This is a genomic window from Faecalimicrobium dakarense (assembly GCF_000499525.1).
Classification (GTDB): domain Bacteria; phylum Bacillota; class Clostridia; order Peptostreptococcales; family Peptostreptococcaceae; genus Faecalimicrobium; species Faecalimicrobium dakarense.
The window spans coordinates 1-22,406 of record NZ_HG529367.1; the positions used below are offsets into that span (position 1 = coordinate 1).

A 22,406-nucleotide genomic window follows, 5' to 3' on the forward strand; every position below is an offset into this window, starting at 1 on the left:
ATTATGATATAAGTCTTATTTTTATTATTATTTATTAAAATTTTTAATTATATTATCCTTAATTTCTCCAATATTATTAAAATCTATGTTTTCTTTTATATTACCTATTATAGAGCTTATTGTAAATGTTTTTTCTCCTAACATTTGTTTAGCACTATTATCTACTATAATTATACAAATCATTAGATTTATAGCCATACATAACATAAATACTATTTTACTTATAAATCTAATTTTTTTATTTTTATGTTTTTTTTGTATAGTCTTTTCTAATCTACTCATTTGTTTCTCCTATTATAATAGATTAATTCTTTTGTTTAAAATATTCATCTAATATTTGAGCTACATATTTAGCACTTGCCTTTGCTTCTGTAGCAGTTGTTCCATTACTTCCAACTTCTATTAACATATGATTTTTAGCAACAAATTGATTATACTTTCCATATGGTTTTTCTACTACTGGAAGAATTAATTCTGGATATTTACTTTGTGCAAACTTTGTTATGTCTTGTGCTAATGATCTAACATGTTCTACGTTCGGATTTTTTTCTCCTACTACAAAGAAGAATTTTGCTACTTTCTCTCCATTAATAGTTGTCGTCATTCTTTCTTCCTCTGACCTTTTAAGTGCGTCATTAGTTAAATCTCTTGCATCTCTATGTAGGTCTATAGCAATATCTATACTATTATATTTTGGTAAAATAGATTGTATTGTTTTTAAACTATTTGCATAAGCATGATTGAATGAAGGATAATCATTGTATTTAGTTGTATGAACTACACCCCATCCTTTTTTATTTAGCTCTTCTGTAACTAAACCACCTACAGCCATTACTGAATTTTCCTTATCCTTTGAATGGAAATTTCCTCCTGGTGAATTTGAATATGTCTCTCCAGAGTGTGTATGATATATTAATATTCTTGGATTTTCTTTAGTCACTCTAACATCATCTTTATATTCTGATGCATTTGCTGTAGTCGTTGTATTTTCATTATTATTATTATTATTTTCACTGTTTTTTATCTTTGGTATATTTTCTTCCCCTACATGAAATTTAATATAATCTTTTCCTTGTTTATCCTCTGTGTTTTTATTTTCATTTTTAGTATTTTTGCTTACTTCCTTATTATCATCTTTAATCTCTGGGTATGATGCGTTTACTAAAAACTTTAAAAACTCATCCTTATCCATTGAATAAGATGCTATTGGTAAAATACAAACTAACACACAGGCTATAGAAAGTGCCTTTATGCGTTTTCTTAACATTTTTACTCCTCCTTAATTAATGATCCTACCCGGGTGAAGAGATCTATTTAATCCTTCGCTTATTATTACCGATAAATTTTCAATAGTTTCGTCTATGTCCTTAGGTGTTACTATTAAGTTTTTATCATATGGGTCTAGTGAATCTTTTATTAAATGATATTTTTCTTCTTCTTTAAGTTGTTTTAACATACTATAAAAATTTTCTGTTCCTTCTGATTGATTCATTAAATTGTCAATTGCTAAATCTAATACATCACTTGTTAAAGTTGCAGCATCTACAACAGTAGGAACACCTATTGCTATAACATCTACTCCTAAATATTCTTTGTTTAAGGCTTTTCTCTTATTTCCTACCCCTCCTCCAGGTGCTATACCTGCAGTTGATATTTGTATTGTAGTGTTTACTCTTTCCATTTTTCTAGAAGCAAGAGCATCTATAGCTATAACTCTATCTGGTTTAATTCTATCTACAACTGATTTTACAATTTCGCTTGTTTCTATTCCTGTAAGGCCCATTACTCCTGGGCTTAGACCTGCTACTTCAGTAAAATCATCATCGTAATCTTTATTGTAATTTTTAAAAATATGCCTTGTTACTAGTGTTTTAGATACAGTCTTTGGCCCTAGGGCATCTGATGTTATATTCCAATTTCCAAGTCCTATTACTAAAGTCTTTTTAGTTTTATCAGAACCTAATATTTCGACTAACTCATCTTTTAAGTAACCTATTACTTCTTCTCTAGATTCATCATCATCAAATTTCATAAGATTACTTTCTAAAGTTATATATTTTCCTATTCCTTTATTCATTATTTGAGAGCCTTGTTCATCTATAACTTCAACTTTTGTTACCATACAATTTTCTAATTCTTTTTTTTCAAGTTTAACCCCTGGTATCTCACTAGATGATTGTCCGTCTTCACACATCTCTCTAGCTTCTAAGGCTAAGTCTGTTCTTATACTAATCATTTTAACCCTCCTAGTGCAAATTAAATGCTAGTTATAAGTGTTAACAAATTTTAGTATTTTATAACAAAAATTATAATTTTATAAATCCGTGAATATTTAATTTCTGTGTTGTAAATTATTTTTATATGGGTTATAATCTAAAAAGTCAAAAGAAAAAGATATTATATAAAACTAATAAATAATTATCCTTGATTTTTAGATTTATTTCTGTTAAAATCTAATATGTTGACGATGAATATAATAAAAAAATATACGGGGAGGTGAACACGGTGGCAAACATAAAATCAGCTAAAAAGAGAATAAAAGTTATCGAAAAGAAAACTGCTTTAAATAGAGCTAGAAAATCTCAAGTTAAAACTGCTATAAGAAGATTCGAAGAAGCAGTATTAGCAGGAAACAAAGAAGAGGCTGTATCAAGATTTGAGTACGCTCAAAAGAGAATAAGCCAAGTAGCTTCTAAAGGAACTATACACAAGAACGCTGCAGCTAGAAAGATATCTAAATTAGCTCAAAAATTAAACGGAATGAACGCTTAATTAACCGTTTATAATGTTAATAGATATTAGCCCTTGATTTTAATCAAGGGCTTTTTTATTATTAAAAATAAAAAAACAGAAAAATCCTAGTATATATACTTAGATTTTTCTGTTTTTTATTTTTTAAATTATTTTAGAGTTGCAATACTTTCCTACTAACATTTCTACAGCTAAATTTTCTCTTATTAATCCATTTTTTATCTTATAATCACTTTCTAATATATAATTTAACATATCTACAATTATATCATCAGAGAAGTTTTTAGTTTGCTTTAATGCTTTTCCTGCTACAAATGGATGTATCTTTAATTTCTCAGCTATTATTTTAGCACTATAACCATCTATACTTAATTGTCTAACCTGCATAACTATTTTAAATTGTTTTGCAATCATTGCAAATATACCTAAAACAGACTCCCCTTCTTGCAACATGTCATTTAAAATTTTCATTGAGTCAGAGGATTTTTTTTCTCCTATATAATCTATTAATTTAAATATATCATTTTCAACTTTTTTTTGTGATAACTTATCTATTATATCATTTGTTACCTTATTTTCTTTTCCAACAAACGAGCTTATTTTATTAATTTCATTTTCTAAATCAGATAAAGTCTTTTCACTACTTTTATCTCTATATCCTTCTTGATCTATAAAGTACATTATTTGAGGATTTTCTACTACTACACGATTTAGTTCAAACTTCTTTTTTACCCATTTAAATAAATCCATGTCAGATAATTTATCACAGTTAAATACTATACCTTTTTTATCAATTTTCTTAACTAAGGATTTTCTTTTATCAACATCTCCATATACAGCAAAAACTACTACTGTACTTTCTGGTATATTATCTAAATGCTCAATTAGATACTTCTCATCACTATCACTAAAATTCTTTTTCTTACCTTTTAGTAATTCAAAGTCCTTTATTATAACTATTTTTTTATCATCCATAAATGGTAGTGTCTCTATAGAGCTTATAACTTGATCTAGCATAGTTTCTTTTCCATCAATAACATCTAGGTTAAAATCTACCATACCCTCATTTAACGTGTCTTTAAATGACTTTATTGCATTTTCAATCAAATAGTATTCTCTACCATAAAATAGGTACATATTTTCAAAGTTTTTATTTTTAAGATTATTTATAATATCCTTGTAATTCATTCTTTTGCTCCTTCATAACCTTCTGTTCTTTATAAATCATATATGAAAACACTAATGTATAATAAATAATTACACAATACATGCTTGGATTATTTACTTCAATGTATGAAAAATATAAATTACTAAGCTTCTCTAGTAAAAAATATATTATATTTATTATAAATCCATTAAAGTTTGATATCAACTTTGCTAATTGTATATTTATTTTAAATAAAGCTACGCTTATAATGCTTAAATACATTATAATACCTATAAACGGTACTATTATTATATTGCTAATTACCGAAATTACAGGTATACCTTTAAAATTATAATATACTATTGGTAATGTTAATATGTTGGCTGATAATGTTAATGATATTAAACTTATTTTTATAATATTATTTATATAGCCATAGAAATATATTATAGACAATGTAGCGAGAAAAGACAATTGAAAACTTATATTATATATAATATATGGGTTATTTATTATTAAAAATATGCCTATCATAGATAAAGTTGATATTTGATCTCTTTTCTTATCAATAAAAACTGCTAAATACAAAATTATAGTAAATATAACAGATCTTACTATAGATGGTGATGCCCCCACCATAATTGAGTATAAAAATATAATAAACGAAAGTATTATTAATTTGTAATATTTATTTATTCCGCCTATTATAAAGCTTATTAGCACACAAAATATACTAGTATGAAGTCCAGAAATGGCTATTATATGACTTGTACCTGTTTTACTGAACATATCTTTATCTTCTTGTTTAAGATTTTCTTTTTCTCCTATTATTATTGAATTTATAAAATCAGATGTTTCTTTATATAAATACCTTGTTGCATCTCTTATATACGTCTTTATATTACCTAATGATATATACAATTTATTCTCTCCCAATACTTTATAGCTACTAATATATATTAATCCTTTATATCCATTACTTTTTAAATATCTACCATAATTAAAATCTTCATAATTTATTTTATCTAAGCTTTTAAACTTTCCTTTTACCTTTATGATTTGTCCTATTTTTATATTTTTTCCCTTTTTATAATCTCTTATTAAAAATTCGCCTACTTCATATTCATTATATTTTACTTTTTCTTTTTTGTCTTTTACTAAATCTTCTATAATTATATTTTTATTATCATATGATACATCTTCTTTTTCATTTCTAGTGTATATAAATGATACAAAAATAATTATAACAAATACTATTAGCAGTGGTCTTCTCATCCTACCTCCTAATACAATCTTTTTCTTTGATTATTTTCAAAGGCTTTATGTTTTAAACAAATATAATATATTAGTAAATAAAAAAAGAGATATCTAGTTGATATCTCTTATATATATTCATTTATATAGTTCTTTTTCTTTTTAAATATGGCATTAAATAATTTAATTACATTTTCGCTACATTCATTTTCTTTTCTGTCATTTATTAGTAATGCTTCTTCTATATCTATATATGAAAATGCTAGTTGAGTCATCGTGTTTATAGTAAAGTATCCATCATAATCACTATCAACTTTTTTAACTTCTAATTTATTATTATTTAATTTTATATTAAACACTCCATTATTTTCGCTTAAAAACTGGTCTTCTATATATACATTTGCGTCTAAATTTAAATTACTGTTTATATCTAAACTTTTTAGATAGTTCTCTAAATTTATAATTCTTCCCATCATAAATGGTTTTATTTTTATTTGTGAAGTTTTAGGATTATCTAATATAAATCTTATTTTATCATTTACAGGTGACGAAATTACAACTTCCCTACATTGAGTATTATGATTATATATAAACTTTAGCATGGATTTTAGAGAATTAATATTTTTATAAAATATTTCTCTAACAAACATCTTATCTCCATTTAAAAAGTATATTATATAACCTTGGTTGCCTTCGTCTTCATGTATATACATATATCCATTTTCACTTTTCACTTCTTTAAATTGATTTTTATAGTATTCATAATCTTTATAAACATTTCCGTTAGTATCCTTTAAGAAAATTTACTAATATCTATTAAATCATTTATATGAGATTCATTTACTTTATGTAATCTACCGCTTATTTTAAACCTTTTTAAATCTTCAATGTCTATAGTATATTCAAGTTGGTCATAGCAATGTTCATATCCATATTGTCTATATAGTCTATAATCTATAGGCATAAGAATCGATATTAGCTGGTCTTTTTCATAAAGTTCTTTAAGAGTAAATTTCATTATATTTCTCATATATCCTCTCCCTCTAACTTGAGGCAATGTTGAGACTCCAACTACATATGAACTATCATAAACTTTATCATTTAAAATAAGTTTATATTGATTTAGTTGAAGGGAAGAAACTATTTCTTCCCCTTCATCTACTACAACAGTATTAAATCTTCTATATTTATCATTAAAATAATAATCTACAAAACTATCACTATCATCAAAACAGTAATTCCATATATCTTTTATATCATCTGTCTCATTAGACCTAGCATATCTTATTTCCATTTTATGCCTCCCTAACAGTATACTTTTCTACAAATCTACATGGATGGTAAGAAAGTTTAGCTTTTCTAAGTCCTTCTATTCCTAAATCTTCTTCTCTATTTACAAATTCAACATTTTCAAATTCATTTACTATAAATTGTTGATTTATATATGGATATAATCCTCTTATCTCTGGATTAGCTTTTTCTATATGAACTAAAGCCATATTTTTATTTAATAATTCTCCGATTGTAAACGCTTCTAGTTTTTCATCTACATATATTCCAGCGACCTTTAATTTATCTTTTAAAATATCATAATTATCAAATATTTTCTTTATTCCTATAAGCTCATCATCCATACCTTCATCAAAATCATCATGTTCTTCTTTATTATTAGTCCATTCTTTCATTAAATCTAGACATTCTTTGAAGTTTTCTTTATCTAGTAACTTGTACTCAAACCTTCCTTCATATTCATTTAAGAAGTAGTTTATGTGGTTTCTTTTCTTTTGGTTTTTTCTTCCTGCTAAAGTTCTTAAGCTTTCCCCATCATATACATAATCAAATAAATCTCTTTCTTCTATATACTCAAATTTATTTGGATATTTTTCTTTTAAAAATTCTACGATATCTTTCGTAACACCTCTTAAATATATCTTTTTATTATTTTCTTCAAAATATCTTATTACAAAATCTATAACCTCAGGTAGTTTCTCTTTACGAGCTAATGGTTGTATTGAAAAACTATCCCCCTCATATTCTCCAACTATTACTGCAAAATCTTCTCCGATATAATACCCTGTATTATAAGCATGTTGCCACATATATAAAGTACTAAAACAGTACTCACAAGCTTCATAATCGACTAATTCAAAATACGGATCTAATTCCTTTTTTGAATTTATATTAATTTCTTTAAAAATCATAAAATCCTCCTATTTTTATTAATCTAACTTTTAATTTATAAATATACGCTATTTTAATCTCAATTATTATATAAAATACTTTTACTAATTATTTTATTAAATTATTATTTTAATTGAATTATCTTATATTATGTTGTTTAAACTATAAAATAAAATACTTTTACTAACTTATATTACCCATCTTGTATTTCTTGTAAACATGTAATGAATGGAGGTATTATGCAATTTAGGAATTTATTTATAACATTGATATTTATTATAATATCACTTTTAGGCGGTTGTGACAAAAATTCTCATTTAGCTGTACATATAATTGATGTTGGTCAAGGAGATAGTATTTTAATACAAACTCCTAATTCTAAAAATATTTTGGTAGATAGCGGAGATGAAAATAGCTCACATATAATTAAGTCTTACTTAAAAAAATATAAAATAAAGACTTTAGATATAATGATTGCTACCCATCCAGACTCAGATCACATAGGAAGCCTTGATAATATAGTTAATGATTTTAACGTTAAATCAATTTTTATGCCTGAACAAGAAACAGATACAAAGGCTTATAAAAATTTAGTTAACGCTTGTTCAAGTAAAAATCTGCCTATTAAGCACTTATATAAAGGTGATATCATAAATGTAGAAGATAATATAGATATATTAACTTTAAGCCCTTCTTTTATCCAAGATGATAACAATCTAAATTCAATTGTGTTTAAATTAGACTTTGTAGATAAATCCTTTTTATTCACAGGAGATTCAGAGTATCAAAATGAAATGGATATAATAAATTCATTTAATCTTTATGATGTAGATTTTTTAAAAGTAGGACATCATGGAAGTAGTTCGTCAACTAATGAAAACTTTTTAAAAGAAATATCTCCTGATATAGCTACAATTTCATGCGGGTATAAAAACCAATATGGCCATCCCCATCAGTCAACATTAGAAAATCTATCTAAAGAAGATATAAAGGTATATAGAACTGATTTACTTGGAGATATTGTATTTTTATAGCGATGGTAAAACTATTTATACTAAAAAAAATTATAAATACGAGAAATAAGGAACAACATTACTTGTTCCTTATTTATTACTTATTTAATAAATCATTTATAACTACAGAAGCTATTGTTATACCTGCTGCAGATGGTACAAATGATGTACTTCCTGGAGTTATCTTTTTACCATTCATTATTTTTTTCTTTAATTCTTTTGGTTGTTCTGTAGAATATACAACCTTTAGCTTTTTTATTTTTCTATCTTTTAATTCTTTTCTAACTACTTTAGCCAATGGACACATACTTGTTTTATGTATATCCGCAACAGCTATTTTTGTAGGGTCTAGCTTATTCCCCATACCCATAGAACTTATAATTTCTAATCCTTTAGACTTACAAGTTTCTATTAAGTGTATCTTTGATGTAACCATATCTATAGCATCTACTACATAATCATAATCTTCTGTTAGTATTTCATCGCTCGTATCCTTGTTATATACATTTCTAATAGCTTTAATATTTATATCTGGATTAATATCAAGTATTCTTTCTTTCATAACTTCCACTTTATACTTACCTACTGTAGAATGTAGTGCCGGAAGCTGTCTATTGATATTTGTTATGTCTACATCATCAAAATCAACAATTGTAAGATTTCCTACTCCTGCTCTAGCGATTGCTTCTGCAGCAAAACTTCCTACTCCTCCAACTCCAAATACTATTACATTTGAATTTTTTAATTTTTCTAATCCTTCATCGCCTATTATAAGGCCTGTTCTTGTTTTAAAGTTTTTTTCCATATTTACTATGCTCCTAAAGTTATTTATTTTAGTTTAACAGAATATATTTTAATATTAAATCCTAAAATTTTAAGGAGGTTTAATTTGAATAAAATTATAAATCTGCTATCTTTTTTGCTTATTATAAATTTACTTATCTTAGGCAATTTATTGGTAAAAAAATATACCCACGAAACTATATTACCTATTTCTTATGCTAAAGATGTTATGCATAATAATGATAATTATAATTTAATTTTAAAAATTTTAAAAGACACTAATAACGATAATCTTATAAAATATGCTGATTATATAGAAATCTCAGTTACTTATGAAATCCCTAATGATAGTAAAAATAAAGTTGCTTTTACCTTATCTTTACCTGAACAAATTTCTTTTATAGCTATTTATGATAAAATCGACAATAAAAATTTAAAATTTCAATGTAGCATTAATAACTTAGCTCTTGTTAGAAATTTCTATTTTTATAAAGACTTCTTAATAGTTGAACAAAAAGACTCTAATTCTTCTGATAGTATTAGCCAAAGAGAGTTTTTTGAAATCTTTTATAAAAAAAATAATAAATACATATCTGTTTTTAATAAAAATATATATAGTGAGAAAATAAATAAAAAAAATGATAGTGAGGATCTAATAAAAAAGTTAGAAACAAGTTCTATAGACTATTTAGAAGGCTCAATACCTCGTATTTTATGTATAACAACCATAACAGAATATGAAGGTTCTCATTCTAGTGAAGAATTCAATGAGATAAATAAAAATACTATAAAAGAAATATATGAGTGGGATAATAAAAATGAAAAGTTTATAAAATCAACATCTGAAAATATAAGTAAATAAATTCGCTATCTTTTATATGCAAAAAGGAACTCATAAGAGTTCCTTTTTATAATTGGCGGGAGTGCGTGGGAATCGAACCCACCCAAGAAGCTATTAACCCCTCATACTAGTTTTGAAGACTAGAGGACACACCAGCACCCATCCACCCCCATATAAATAAAATATTTTATAACTTAATTTCTATAATAACATTTTTATTTATAATTTTCAACATATTTATAACTTTTAATCATATTAAATAGAAAAGGAGTAGCTAAATAGCTACTCCCTTAATTTTATCCAACAATATATATATCTATAGTTTTTCTTCCCCAGTTTTTAACTGTAGACTCATCATTCATAAATATATCTATCTTATTTCCTTTTATAGCGCCTCCGCAGTCTTCTGCTATAAATGTCTGACCAAATTGGGGTATATACACCTTTGTTCCATATGGTATTACACTTGGGTCTACTGCTATAGTTCCCCATTTAGGTTTTGTACCTGTAGATGTTATAGTATCTCCTGTGTAAGCTGTTGCAACTACTTTCATCTGCTTACCTTTACTACTTGACGAATTTGATTTAGTTGATGCAGTTGACGTAGTTGTTGCATTGACTTTTCTTCCTGTATTAGAACCCCTTGATGATGCAACTTGTACCTCAACCTTAGTTCCTTTTTTAACTATCTTGTTAGTTGGCTCAACTGATACTAACTCTTCTACAAATTTCTTTTCAATTTGTTTTCCATTATGATAAGTTATTTTGTAAACTAGTTCATTTTTACCAGCTTGACCTTCTGTTTTAACTTCCGTTTTACCCTTTAGTAAATTACTATCTTCTACTACATTTACTTCAAAAGGTATCTCTTTATTTTCTTTAATAACTTCTTCTTTAACGTCTATTATTTCTATTTTCGATCCTTCTTTTAATTTACTATCTAAGCCTACACTTATAATATCATTTCCGTCATATTTAACATTTTGCTCTTCTAAAATTTCTTTCGCTGTAGATTTAAATGTCGATACTGTAGTTTCTTTTCCTTTTACTACTAATGTTATATCTTTATTTAATATAGAGTAGCCACCGGCCAGAATTCCAACTGATAATAAACTAGCCAAGACCGAGACTTTTAGTTTTTTATTATTTTTTAAGTTCATAATGTTCCCCTTCCTTATTTTCTAAATTCTATATTTAAGTTTAAGTTATCTGTCACTTTCCATGGATAAATTGTAACTTTTTTGATACCACTTGTCAACTTGACAAAAAAATAAAAATATGCTTGATTAGTTTTTTCAACACCTCAAGCATATTTTGTATTAGTTACATTTTTGTAATATTTAATTCACTTTTAGTTCATATTTATATCCTTTAAGCCCATTTGAAAGGCTATATATTTTTTCAAATCCATTGATAATTAATACCTTACCTACACTTACACTTTTACTTCCTATCCCACAGTATAAAATAATAGATTTATTTTTATACAAATCTAAAAAATTTAATTTATCAGGTATTTCATTTATAGGAATATTTATAGCCCCTGGCAAGTGCCCTTTATAGTAGCTCTCATTATCTCTTAAATCTATAATTAAGTCAAATTGATTATTTTCTATCATTTCCTTAACTTGAATTGGCTTTAACATAATTAATTCCATAAAATATCACCTAATTCCTTTTAATACATATTATTAAAAATTGTATTCAAAAGTTACAATTAAATACAAAAGTAGCCAGATTTCTAATTAAATTAGTAATCTGGCTACCTTTTATATATTAGGTATTTGCCAATCAATCGGCTCTTTATTTATACTTTTAAGAATTTCATTTATTTTTGAAAAGTGTTTACATCCGAAAAATCCTCTATATGCCGATAATGGACTCGGATGAGGGGATTCTAGTATATAATGCCTTTTATTATCTATTAATTTTTTCTTACTACGTGCATTTGATCCCCATAAAACGAATATAACTGATTCTTCACGCTCATTTAAAAGTTTTATTATACTATCAGTAAAAATCTCCCATCCTTTGTCTTTATGAGAATTAGCTTCATGGGCTCTAACTGTTAATGCTGTATTTAATAAAAGAACTCCTTGGTCAGCCCAAGGCATCAAATATCCATTATTCGGTACAAAACATCCCAAATCTGATTCTAATTCCTTATATATATTTAATAAAGACGGAGGAGTCTGTATTCCTCTTTGAACCGAAAATGCTAAACCATGAGCCTGTCCTTCTCCATGATACGGATCTTGCCCTAATATTAAAACCTTAGTACCCTTATATGATGTATGTTTTAAAGCTTCAAATATATTATTTGCATTAGGATATATTACTTTCGAACTATACTCATCCTTTAAAAATTCTCTTAAATTTAGATAATACTCTTTTTTAAATTCATTTTCTAATAGGATATCCCAATCATTTCCTAATTTAATCATAATGTTACCTACCTTAATTTAATATAAATCTATTTACATTTATTTTTTAATATTTTAATAATATATATCTGAAAATTCTATTTTTATCTTTTCATCAATGTTATATATTCTTCTATCTTCTTGATAATCATCACTATGTATGTTTGTTTTAGGGATAATTATTACAAACTCAGTACCTTTATTTTCTTCACTTTTAACATATATACTACCATTATGAAGTTCAACTAAGTTTTTAACTACTGAAAGACCTATTCCGCTACCTTCTGCATTTCTAGACAATGTTTTATTTACTTGCCCAAACTCTTCAAATATTAGTCCTATTTTATTCTTTGGTATACCAACCCCATTATCTATCACACTGATTGCAACGTTACTCCCTTTATCACATATATTTACATTTATACTTCCACCAATATCTGTAAATTTTATACAATTTGATAATAAGTTTAATATTATTCTCTCCATTTCAGATTTATCTATATTAACGTATATTTCTTCGTTATCCGTATCAAATATTATACTTATATCTTTTCTCTTTGCATATTCCTCTATTTTCATAAATAGATCTTCAATAACAGTTACAATATTATATTTATATAATTTTAATTTATAAAATCCAGATTCCATTTTTGTTAAATCTATTATATTTCCAATTAATCTTTGCAGTCTATATGAGCTTTGTCTAACTAAATCTATATGAGATTTAACACTATTATTATAATCTTCAATTTTTTCATTTTTATAAAGTGAGTCTAGCAATTGGTTAGAACTAGATATAACATTTAGCGGTGTTTTAAGTTCATGAGACATGTTTGCAAAGAACTCTGTTTTTATTTTGTCAGTCTTAAATCTGTCTAATATCTCTTTTTCTGCCATTTCAGATGTCTTTTTATAAGTTAAATCTTTAATTATAAGCATTATATAATTATCTTCATTAAAAAATGGAGTTGCATTTACTTCTACCTGTACTTTATTTTTATTATATGTTATCAGTTCATATTCTAATAAAAGCATATATTTATTTTTGCTAATAACCTTTTTCATTTTCCTATCAAATAAATCTTCTTCTTCTTCAATTAAATTTATTATACTTTTAATATTGTTATTATTAATTTGGCTTAAATTATTAATTTCTAACATATCTAAAAGCGATTTATTAGCATATGTTATTTGCAATTCTTCATTTAGTAGACAAATCCCATCTGGCAATATATCTATAAACTTAGAATATGATTTTTGATTTTCTCTTAGCTTAATTTGGGCCTTTTTACGACTAGTTACATCTCTCATCACTACTATAGTATTTAGTTCTTTATTTTTTGTATAATCTGAAAATTCCATTTCTAGAAATACTTCTTTTCCATCAATTTCAAAACAAGCTTCTCTATTTTTATTTTCTCTATAAACATTAAAATCTATACAATCTAATTTTTCTTTAAATATATTCTTACTAGCTTTATTAGTGTATATTTTTTGTCCATTTTTAAGAACTATTATTCCATCACCTATACTTTCTAAAAATCTTTCAGATTTCTTATTAGCATCTATTATCTTTTGACCATATTCTATTTGTCTTGTTTTATTTATTAATATGCATAAGGCACCCTGTATCTTATCTTTTATTATTAATGGAGAAAATGCAGCATGATAAACTCTATTATCACTTACTTTAATAATTTGATTTAAGTTTTCTTTACCATCAAATATATAATCCACATTTTTTATAAAATCATCAAAATTACTTATTCTATATTTCATACTTTCCTCTATAGTATTCATGATTTTATCACCTTCATATGCAAATATTGACTCAAACTTTTTATTTGTATATGTTACTTTTTTATCTTTATTAAAAACTATTATACAATTTACTGATACATCTAATGTGGATTGTAATTTTGATTCTTTATCATTAAGGACTTCCTTAAGACCATACATTTGATTTGTATGTTCTATAAGCTTGATATTATTATTTTTTAATATATTTGTTTTTTTTACTAACTCATAATTTATGGAATTTAGTTTATTATAAGGCTTTTTAAAGTTTGCATATACTATATAATTATATATATATATCATAGCTACATTAGTTATAATCTGACTTAATATGTCTGTAAGCCTTAAATTATTCGAATATGGATTTATTAGTGTCGTTATTCTAGATAGGGATATAACTATAATCATTTTCCTAAAATAATACTTTTCTGGAATATCTAAATAGTCTCCAATTTTATCCACTTTCTTATATATAATCATACCCATCAAAAGTAAAAATCCATTTATAATTAGCTCAATTAGTAGCTTATTTTCTTTTTCCATTAAGTTTATTTTTATAAAATTACCAGTTGCTAAAATTTTCATTGCTATAAATATGAATATTATCGTAGCAACAGTCAATGTAATTATATCTATTGCCACATTTCTATCACGTTTTATATGGTTAAAACTTAGATATATACCTATCATCGGTAATATATCTACAAAAGTTGTTAATATTATTTTAAAATTATTACTGTAATATAAGCCAGTTCTATCTGTTAGAATTGTAATTACATAAATGCATTCTATTATTCCTGTCAGCGCAAACACTGCACCTAAAAATATACAAAACTTATCTATATTAAATTCTATACTTTTAAATACTATTATTCCCATAGCAATTAGAAATGTAGAATATATAGCATGCACAAAAATTTCAAACTGAACAACATCTTTCATAATATATGATAATAATATATACCCTATAAACATAAACAAAATAACTAAATTTTCGTTTATGTAATTTCTCTTTTCCCTTATAGCTACAATATCCTCCAATACCCTCTCTCCTTCTATTGATTTATACTCTATTATTATACTATAAATGTTTTTTTATCTCATTATTTCTTTGTTATTTGCATAATAAAATACCAAGATATGTATTATTTTATCTTGGTATTTTATAAATAATGTAATTTTTAGAATAAAATTCTTTTATTGTCTTCTCTTTTAGTTACTTTCTTCCTATCAAAATTTTCTAGTATAATCATACAGTTTTTTCTATTAGAATTGATTAAGTCTCTATACTCACCTAAAGTTATTTCTTTATTTTGAATTAAATAATTAACTAATTCTTCTTTTACAGACTCATATATTTTTTTGTCCATAACATGAATATCATCTAATTTTTCAACGCTATTACCTATCATAGATTCTAAAACTTCTGAATAGTAATGATTATTTTCACATATATTTTCTATACTTAATATAGGTAATACATCATCTTCTCTAAGTTTTTTTTCTATATCTAACTTTATTTCTTTTTGTTTATCGTTAAATACTACTTCAAAGTCATATAAAGAAACCACATTATTATCTACTTTTATTATTTTTTCATTCTCCATATAACTTAATAATGTATCTATATCTTTTATTTTAAATTTAGGTTCTAACTTTGATCTAAACTCTTCCTTTAGCATACCTTTTCTAAGTCTATACTTTTTATGATAAGATGAAAGTATTTTTATTGTATCTTCTTTAAATTTTCCATACTTACTTACATGAATGTAAATATTATTTATGATAACTACTTTTTTTTCTAGCACTAATTTATCTATAGCTTCCTTTATATTTAATTCACTTTCTCCACTATAGCTCATAGTATCTTTTATAGTCATGTACTTGTTTAAATTTATTTTTAAATATTCTTCTATAATATCTTTTAATTCACCTTTTTCTTTTAACTTCAATATCTCTATTAACTCATTGTCAAATCTTTTATGCTTCTTGGGTGATGCATCTATTATTATTCCACCTCCAATAGTTTCCATAGGTGAATAAGTTCTTAATACGAATTTATCCCCCTTTTTAGCAACTATACTTTCCTCTAACCTTAGTTGAACATATCCACTTTGGCCACTTTCTATAGTATCTGTATTTAGAGGAACTGCTCTACAAAATATTTCTCTACTTCCATGATATAACCTTAACCTATCCCAATGTTTTAATGTCTTATTAGAATGATTTACTAATGAAACTTTTGTATCTAACATCATAGATTCTTCTAATGAATTTTTTGCTGCTAATACATCTCCTCTTTGTATTTCCTCTACTTTTGCGTTAGAAATATTTATAGCCGTTCTTTGTCCTGCATAAGCTTCATTAACACTTTCACCATGTACTTGTACACTTCTTATCTTAGTTGCTAGTTTTTTAGGGTAAATTACTAAGTCATCATCTATACTAATTTTTCCTTCTAGTAACGTTCCTGTGATAACGGTTCCAAATCCATTTACAGAAAATACTCGATCTATATTAAGTCTTGCTGGTAAATCTCTATTATTGTCTTCTAAATCTTCACTCATTTCATCTATCTTATTAACTAAATTATCTATACCTCTTTTTGATATAGAATCAACTTCTATAATATCTGCATTTTCTAAAAATGTTCCTCTTACTTTTTGTTCAATATCTTCTTTTGCTAATTCTAGAAATTCATCATCAACTGTATCACATTTTGTAAGCACTATTATTCCTTTTTTTACATTTAAAAATGTTAGTATATCTAAATGCTCAACTGTTTGAGGCATGACGCCTTCATCACATGCTACTACAAGGAGTACAATATCTATACCAGATGCTCCTGCAAGCATATTTTTTATAAATTTTTCATGTCCCGGAACATCTACTATTCCAACCCTTTTATTGCTTGGTAAATCAAAATATGTAAATCCTAAATTTATAGATATACCTCTTCTCTTTTCTTCTGCTAATGTATCTGTTTCTCTACCAGTAAGCGCTTTTATAAGAGTTGTTTTACCATGATCTATATGTCCTGCTGTTCCTATTACTATATTTTTCATCTATTCCTCCCAATAAAACTTTTATATTAAAGCATTTTCTAATTCGTTTGCAATAACATCAAACTCATCTTCAAATATTGTTCTTACATCTAATATATATTTGTTATCATATATTCTAGCTATTATATGAGATTCACTTAATCTAAGTCCTTTTTCTAAAGTTGATACATTTATTTTATTTGGAGTTATTGCTATAACTTTTGATTTTATGACTTCAATAGGCATAGATCCACCTCCGACTTGAGAAAAACCATCTTCAATAGACATATTTATATCTAAATTTAATTTGTCTATTTTGTTGAATAAAGCTAATGCTTTTTCTTCTAGATCTTGCATATTATATGTTAACATTTTTAATGTAGGTATATTTTCCACTGCTTTTTCTTCATCTAAATACATTCTTAAAGTAGCCTCTAGAGCACATATTGTTAACTTATCAACTCTTAACGCCCTTGTAAGTTGATTTTGTTTCATCTTATCTATATATTTTTTCTTTCCTACTATAATACCAGCTTGCGGACCTCCAAGCATTTTATCTCCACTAAATGTTACTATATCAGCGCCATTTTTTATAGAATCTAATACTGTTGGTTCATAAGATAATCCATATTTAGATAAATCTATAAATACCCCACTTCCCAAATCTTCTATAACAGGAATATCATATTCTTTTCCTAATTTAGATAAACTTTCTATATCTACACACTCTGTAAACCCTAATATTTTATAATTACTAGTATGTACCTTCATTATAACTTTTGTATCTTCATTTATAGCATTTTTGTAGTCATTTAAATTAGTTTTATTAGTTGACCCAATTTCCACCAACTTAGTTCCACTTAATTCCATTATATTAGGTATTCTAAACGAACCGCCTACTTCAACTAGTTCTCCACGTGAAACTATAGTTTCTTTACCTTTAGCCATCGTACTTAGTACAAGTAGTACTGCCGCTGCATTATTATTTACAACCAAAACATCTTCAGCATTTGTAAGCTTCTTTATCATCTGCCTTAAATGATTATATCTAGACCCTCTTTCCCCTTTTTCTAAATCATATTCTAAATTCGAATATCTAGATGATAAATCCCATAACTCTTCTTTTATACTTTCGCTAAGTAATGATCTGCCTAAATTAGTATGTATAACTGTTCCAGTGGCATTTATAACTTTCTTTAATGATAGGGAATAATTTATTCTAATTCTTTCAAGTGAATCTTCTATAATATCTTCTAGTTTTATACTAAAGTTATTGATACTGTCTTCACTTAGATTTATAATACATTTCCTTTTTATATCTATTGATTCTCTTATAGAATCTAGTACTAATTTTCTAGGATATTTTTCTAATGCTTTTACTATATTTTCATTCCCCAACACTTCATCAACTGATGGTAGCATAGAAAATAATTCTTTTTTTATCAACATAATCACTCTCTCTTTGCTAATATATAAAAATTACGGTTATTTATATAACCGTAATATATTTTTCACATTTTTGTTTTACAGTACCTATAATTTTAGCCTCTATAGAACCATTTTTCTTCATATCTTTTATAAGTTCTTCTGCTAATTCTGGTTTTACTGATACTAATAGCCCTCCAGAAGTCTGAGGATCATATAAAATATCTTCCATTTCTGCTTCTATATTTTTAATATCAACATCTTTTGATATATACTCCTTATTTCTATACATTCCGGCAGGTATAATCCCCATTTTTGCCATTTCAATTGAACCTTCTAATATAGGAACTTCTTTGGAATATATCTCAATACTTACTTCTGATGCTTTAGCCATTTCAAGAGCATGTCCTAAAAGGCCAAATCCAGTTATATCTGTTGCTGAATTTACTTCTATATTTTCAAAACTTTTAGCTGCATATTTATTTAAGTGTACCATCACTTCAATTACTTTATCAGCTATATTTTTATCCACTAAATTCTCTTTCATAGCAGTATTTAATATACCCACCCCTATTGGCTTAGTAAGTATTAGTTTATCTCCTACTTTAGAGGTTGCATTTGATAAAACTTTATTAGGATTTACTATACCAGATACAGAAAGTCCATATTTTGGCTCTTTATCATCTACAGTATGTCCTCCAACTAGAAGTGCTCCACTTTCTTTTACTTTATCAAATCCGCCTTTTAATATTTCTGCTAATACATTCATATCATGGCAAGATGGAAAACAAACTATATTCATTGCAACTAAAGGTGTCCCTCCCATAGCATATACATCTGACAAAGAATTTGAAGCTGCTATCTGTCCGAATACATAAGGGTCATCTATCATAGGTGTGAAAAAGTCTAATGTTTGTATTAAAGCCATTTCATCGTTTAATTTATAAACAGCTGCATCATCCGACGTTTCTAATCCTACTAATAATTTATCTGTACTTTCATTTTTAGGAAGCTGTGATAAAACTGAAGCCAGAACCTCTGGCCCTATTTTAGCTGCTCAGCCACCTGAAGTTGTCATTTCAGTAAGCCTTTTTAAAATTTGCATAACCCTACTCCTTTACCTAATTATTACATTCTTATAATATCACACTTTAATAGATTTATTGAATAGATTTAATCTTAATTAATACAAATATCATCTTTTAAATCTTCATACTTTTTTTCACCTATTCCATTAACATTTTTTATTTCTTCAATGGATTTAAACTTACCATTTTCTTGTCTATAATTTAGTATCTTATTTGCTGTTGCTTCTCCAACACCAGGCAAAGAGTCTAGTTCTTGTATTGTAGCTGTATTAATATTTATCTTATTACTACCTTTATTATCAAAACTTTCAATAGTTTCTACTTCTTTATTACTAACTTCTAATTCTTCTCCTACTTTAGGTATTATATAATGTTTTTCATCTTCTATTTTCATAGCTAAATTTATTCTATTAAAATCTGCATCCTTAGTTAGTCCACCTAATTTTTCAACTGCATCAGATAATCTTTTATCGCTATCTATAGTTACCACACCAGGTAATTTAACTTCTCCGCTAACATATATAGTTGCAACATTATTATTTATATCTTTATTTCTTTTTGTAACTTCTATATCTTCTATTTTATCATCATTTTCTTTATTATCACTTGAAATTGTTTGTTTATTTTTCTCTTCACTTTCACTAACTACGTAAATATTATCCTCTAGTTTTCCACCTTTTTTATATATAATTGTTCCTATACTTAAAATTATTATCAAAGAAAATATAATAATATTACCCAATTTTTTCAAATTTTAATCACTCCTTTATTTTAATTATTGACAAAAATATGTTATACTAAAATATAAGTTTTAAATTTGGAGGTTAATACATGAAAAGAATTTTATCTCTTTTAGTGTCATGTCTTATAGCCTTTACCTCATTTTTAAGTACTGCAAATATATCATTTGCAAATAGCGGTAAGCCTAATCTTACTGCTGAGCATGCAGTTTTAATGGATTATGAAACTGGAAAAGTTTTATATGATAAAAATGGTTCTACAAAACTTTATCCAGCTTCTACTACTAAAGCTTGGACAGCTTATGTTGTATTAAAACATGTTCCTGATTTAAGCCAAGTTGTAGAAATTAAAGACTTACCACCTGTAGATGGCTCAAGTATGTACTTAAGAAACGGTGAATCTTTCAATGTTAAACAATTATTAGACGCCCTACTAGTTCACTCTTCTAATGATGTAGCTGTTGTATTAGCTAGATATGTAGGTGGTGGGTCGGTAGAAAAATTTGTTGAACTAATGAATAAAGAAGCTAAAGCGATCGGTGCTAAAAACACTCACTTTAACAATCCACATGGATTGCCAGATACAAACCATTATACTACAGCTTACGATATGGCTCTTATGGCTAGAGAAGCTATGAATAATGAAATCTTTAGAAATATTGTTAAAACTAAGTCTATTAGTTATCAACCTAGTGAAGCATATCCTCACGAAAGATACTTTGTAAATACTAACAAGTTTCTAACTTCAAATGAAAAGATTAATTATAAAGGAAATCAAATCGATATTAAGTATGATATAGTTGATGGTATAAAAACTGGATATACTGATGATGCCGGAAGATGCCTTTTATCTAGTGCTGTTAAAGATAATATGAGGCTTATATCTGCTGTCTTCAAAACTACTGGGAATGATTTATATCTAGATTCTAGAACTTTACTAGATTATGGATATGAAAATTTCTATTCTACTACTATCGTTACCAAAGAAAAACAAGCTGGTATTAAGAAGATCTTCCTTAGTAAACAAAAAGAACTTTCTTATGAGCCTGAGTATAGTTATAAACGTGTCCTACCTAAAGGACAAAAGGAAAGTAGCTATACTACAAAAGTTAATTTAGCAAGAACTAAATTACCTATTAGAAAAGGCGATAAAGTTGGTACTTTAGATGTATATAATTCAGGTAAACTTGAGCATTCAATAAATTTAATAGCTAAAAATAATGTTAACAGTGTATTTGCTTTTATAACTGAAAATAAAGCTGTTATGTCGATAATAAAATTAGCTATATTAATAGTTGTAGTATTAGCAATAGCTATTATAGCTTTTGTTATCACGAGAAAAAGAAGAAGAAAAAGAAAGTCATATAATAGAAATATCTATTCAAAAAAAAGAGGTAAACATAGCAGAGGAAGAAGATAATAAAAAGGATAGCGACTATTAGTAGCTATCCTTTTTTTATATTATTCATTTTATTATATTTACATTCTTTACAATTTCCAATACATTCATCTATTCTATCTAAACATTCTTTAAATGCAATTTTACTGCTATTTCTATGCCTTACTATTAATATATCATTTTTTTTAGCTTGGTTTTCCGCTATTGCAGTCATTTTATGTGAAACAGCTGAAGTAAATATAACTATTGCATCCGGTTTTCCAATTGAATTATTAAACTTTGATGACATAGTTGTAAATACCTTCGTCTTATATCCATTTTTCTTCCCTATATTAATATAATCTTTTTCCATTCTCTCGTGTCCGCCAACTACTACTAAATTCATTATCATACGCCCCTTTCATATTAGTAATTAGTATCTTTATTATTAATGATAGTATTATAAAACTTCTTTGTCAATGCTTATTGATATTAATTATCATTTTTATTTAACTTTTTTTCAATTTAATAAAATAAAAAA

At 26.1% G+C, this 22,406-nt stretch carries 22 protein-coding genes and 1 tRNA gene; 4 read left to right on the top strand and 19 right to left on the bottom strand.

Features of this window, described 5'->3' with window-relative positions; translation table 11 throughout:
• Nucleotides 1-27 precede the first annotated feature (27 nt).
• Genes BN899_RS11785 through gpr form a run of 3 tightly spaced genes read right to left on the bottom strand, consistent with a single transcriptional unit; the run spans nucleotide 28 to nucleotide 2,236 of the window.
• Nucleotides 28-282, bottom strand: a complete 255-nt coding sequence (locus BN899_RS11785) for a hypothetical protein (protein ID WP_042275644.1) — start codon at nucleotides 280-282, stop codon at nucleotides 28-30.
• A 22-nt stretch (nucleotides 283-304) separates the two neighbouring features.
• Nucleotides 305-1,267 (bottom strand): stage II sporulation protein P, encoded by a 963-nt coding sequence (spoIIP, locus tag BN899_RS11790; protein WP_042275646.1) that lies wholly within the window; start codon nucleotides 1,265-1,267, stop codon nucleotides 305-307.
• 12 nt (nucleotides 1,268-1,279) lie between these two features.
• Nucleotides 1,280-2,236 (bottom strand): GPR endopeptidase, encoded by a 957-nt coding sequence (gene gpr, locus BN899_RS11795; protein WP_042275648.1) that lies wholly within the window; start codon nucleotides 2,234-2,236, stop codon nucleotides 1,280-1,282.
• A 269-nt stretch (nucleotides 2,237-2,505) separates the two neighbouring features.
• Between gpr and rpsT the strand changes: the two genes are divergently transcribed.
• Nucleotides 2,506-2,772 carry a 30S ribosomal protein S20 gene (gene rpsT, locus BN899_RS11800; RefSeq protein ID WP_042275650.1) on the top strand — a complete coding sequence of 89 codons (267 nt, stop codon included), beginning with the start codon at nucleotides 2,506-2,508 and terminating at the stop codon, nucleotides 2,770-2,772.
• 123 nt (nucleotides 2,773-2,895) lie between these two features.
• Here rpsT and holA read toward each other — a convergent pair whose 3' ends face one another.
• The 5 genes from holA to BN899_RS11820 all read right to left on the bottom strand — a co-directional run bounded on the left by holA (nucleotide 2,896) and on the right by BN899_RS11820 (nucleotide 7,353).
• Nucleotides 2,896-3,939, bottom strand: a complete 1,044-nt coding sequence (holA, locus tag BN899_RS11805) for a DNA polymerase III subunit delta (RefSeq protein ID WP_042275652.1) — start codon at nucleotides 3,937-3,939, stop codon at nucleotides 2,896-2,898.
• Entirely contained in the window at nucleotides 3,914-5,173 is a 1,260-nt protein-coding gene (locus tag BN899_RS11810) for a ComEC/Rec2 family competence protein (protein WP_042275654.1), read from the bottom strand. Before BN899_RS11810 ends, holA begins: the two co-directional genes overlap by 26 nt.
• A gap of 107 nt (nucleotides 5,174-5,280) precedes the next feature.
• A complete protein-coding gene (locus BN899_RS19815; RefSeq protein WP_242824163.1) occupies nucleotides 5,281-5,886 on the bottom strand; it encodes a sterol carrier protein domain-containing protein in 606 nt (201 codons plus the stop codon).
• A 59-nt stretch (nucleotides 5,887-5,945) separates the two neighbouring features.
• Nucleotides 5,946-6,446 carry a GNAT family N-acetyltransferase gene (locus tag BN899_RS19820; protein ID WP_242824164.1) on the bottom strand — a complete coding sequence of 167 codons (501 nt, stop codon included), beginning with the start codon at nucleotides 6,444-6,446 and terminating at the stop codon, nucleotides 5,946-5,948.
• Nucleotide 6,447: 1 nt separating this feature from the next.
• Nucleotides 6,448-7,353 (bottom strand): DUF2156 domain-containing protein, encoded by a 906-nt coding sequence (locus BN899_RS11820; RefSeq protein WP_042275656.1) that lies wholly within the window; start codon nucleotides 7,351-7,353, stop codon nucleotides 6,448-6,450.
• 219 nt (nucleotides 7,354-7,572) lie between these two features.
• On the opposite strand from BN899_RS11820, the gene BN899_RS11825 reads away from it, so the two are divergent.
• Nucleotides 7,573-8,367, top strand: a complete 795-nt coding sequence (locus BN899_RS11825) for a ComEC/Rec2 family competence protein (protein ID WP_042275657.1) — start codon at nucleotides 7,573-7,575, stop codon at nucleotides 8,365-8,367.
• Nucleotides 8,368-8,443: 76 nt separating this feature from the next.
• On the opposite strand, the gene BN899_RS11830 is transcribed toward BN899_RS11825, so the two are convergent.
• Nucleotides 8,444-9,151, bottom strand: coding sequence for a tRNA threonylcarbamoyladenosine dehydratase (locus BN899_RS11830; protein ID WP_042275658.1), 708 nt, complete (start codon nucleotides 9,149-9,151; stop codon nucleotides 8,444-8,446).
• A gap of 84 nt (nucleotides 9,152-9,235) precedes the next feature.
• Here BN899_RS11830 and BN899_RS11835 point away from each other — a divergent pair, with 84 nt between their 5' ends.
• The gene (locus BN899_RS11835; RefSeq protein WP_042275659.1) at nucleotides 9,236-9,991 is read left to right on the top strand and encodes a hypothetical protein; all 756 of its coding nucleotides are present in this window, start codon (nucleotides 9,236-9,238) and stop codon (nucleotides 9,989-9,991) included.
• A 53-nt stretch (nucleotides 9,992-10,044) separates the two neighbouring features.
• On the opposite strand, the gene BN899_RS11840 is transcribed toward BN899_RS11835, so the two are convergent.
• The 9 genes from BN899_RS11840 to BN899_RS11880 all read right to left on the bottom strand — a co-directional run bounded on the left by BN899_RS11840 (nucleotide 10,045) and on the right by BN899_RS11880 (nucleotide 20,498).
• A tRNA-Sec gene (locus tag BN899_RS11840) sits at nucleotides 10,045-10,141 on the bottom strand.
• A gap of 125 nt (nucleotides 10,142-10,266) precedes the next feature.
• Entirely contained in the window at nucleotides 10,267-11,130 is an 864-nt protein-coding gene (locus BN899_RS11845) for a 3D domain-containing protein (protein WP_042275660.1), read from the bottom strand.
• Between the two features lie 180 nt (nucleotides 11,131-11,310).
• Complete coding sequence (locus tag BN899_RS11850; RefSeq protein ID WP_042275661.1) at nucleotides 11,311-11,628, bottom strand: rhodanese-like domain-containing protein; 318 nt, start codon at nucleotides 11,626-11,628, stop codon at nucleotides 11,311-11,313.
• A gap of 111 nt (nucleotides 11,629-11,739) precedes the next feature.
• On the bottom strand, nucleotides 11,740-12,414 hold the full coding sequence (locus BN899_RS11855) for a uracil-DNA glycosylase (RefSeq protein ID WP_042275662.1): 675 nt from the start codon (nucleotides 12,412-12,414) through the stop codon (nucleotides 11,740-11,742).
• Between the two features lie 54 nt (nucleotides 12,415-12,468).
• Complete coding sequence (locus BN899_RS11860; protein WP_242824165.1) at nucleotides 12,469-15,231, bottom strand: sensor histidine kinase; 2,763 nt, start codon at nucleotides 15,229-15,231, stop codon at nucleotides 12,469-12,471.
• Nucleotides 15,232-15,371: 140 nt separating this feature from the next.
• Nucleotides 15,372-17,255: a selenocysteine-specific translation elongation factor gene (gene selB, locus BN899_RS11865; RefSeq protein ID WP_042275664.1), complete on the bottom strand. Its 1,884-nt coding sequence runs from the start codon at nucleotides 17,253-17,255 to the stop codon at nucleotides 15,372-15,374.
• A gap of 21 nt (nucleotides 17,256-17,276) precedes the next feature.
• Nucleotides 17,277-18,683 (bottom strand): L-seryl-tRNA(Sec) selenium transferase, encoded by a 1,407-nt coding sequence (gene selA / locus BN899_RS11870; RefSeq protein WP_042275666.1) that lies wholly within the window; start codon nucleotides 18,681-18,683, stop codon nucleotides 17,277-17,279.
• A 40-nt stretch (nucleotides 18,684-18,723) separates the two neighbouring features.
• Complete coding sequence (gene selD / locus BN899_RS11875; protein ID WP_081712253.1) at nucleotides 18,724-19,764, bottom strand: selenide, water dikinase SelD; 1,041 nt, start codon at nucleotides 19,762-19,764, stop codon at nucleotides 18,724-18,726.
• Between the two features lie 74 nt (nucleotides 19,765-19,838).
• Nucleotides 19,839-20,498, bottom strand: a complete 660-nt coding sequence (locus tag BN899_RS11880; protein WP_042275668.1) for a helix-hairpin-helix domain-containing protein — start codon at nucleotides 20,496-20,498, stop codon at nucleotides 19,839-19,841.
• An 80-nt stretch (nucleotides 20,499-20,578) separates the two neighbouring features.
• On the opposite strand from BN899_RS11880, the gene BN899_RS11885 reads away from it, so the two are divergent.
• On the top strand, nucleotides 20,579-21,907 hold the full coding sequence (locus tag BN899_RS11885; protein WP_042275669.1) for a D-alanyl-D-alanine carboxypeptidase family protein: 1,329 nt from the start codon (nucleotides 20,579-20,581) through the stop codon (nucleotides 21,905-21,907).
• Nucleotides 21,908-21,932: 25 nt separating this feature from the next.
• Here the strand turns inward: BN899_RS11885 and BN899_RS11890 are convergent, their stop codons facing one another.
• Nucleotides 21,933-22,271: a DUF2325 domain-containing protein gene (locus tag BN899_RS11890; RefSeq protein ID WP_042275670.1), complete on the bottom strand. Its 339-nt coding sequence runs from the start codon at nucleotides 22,269-22,271 to the stop codon at nucleotides 21,933-21,935.
• Nucleotides 22,272-22,406: the final 135 nt, after the last annotated feature.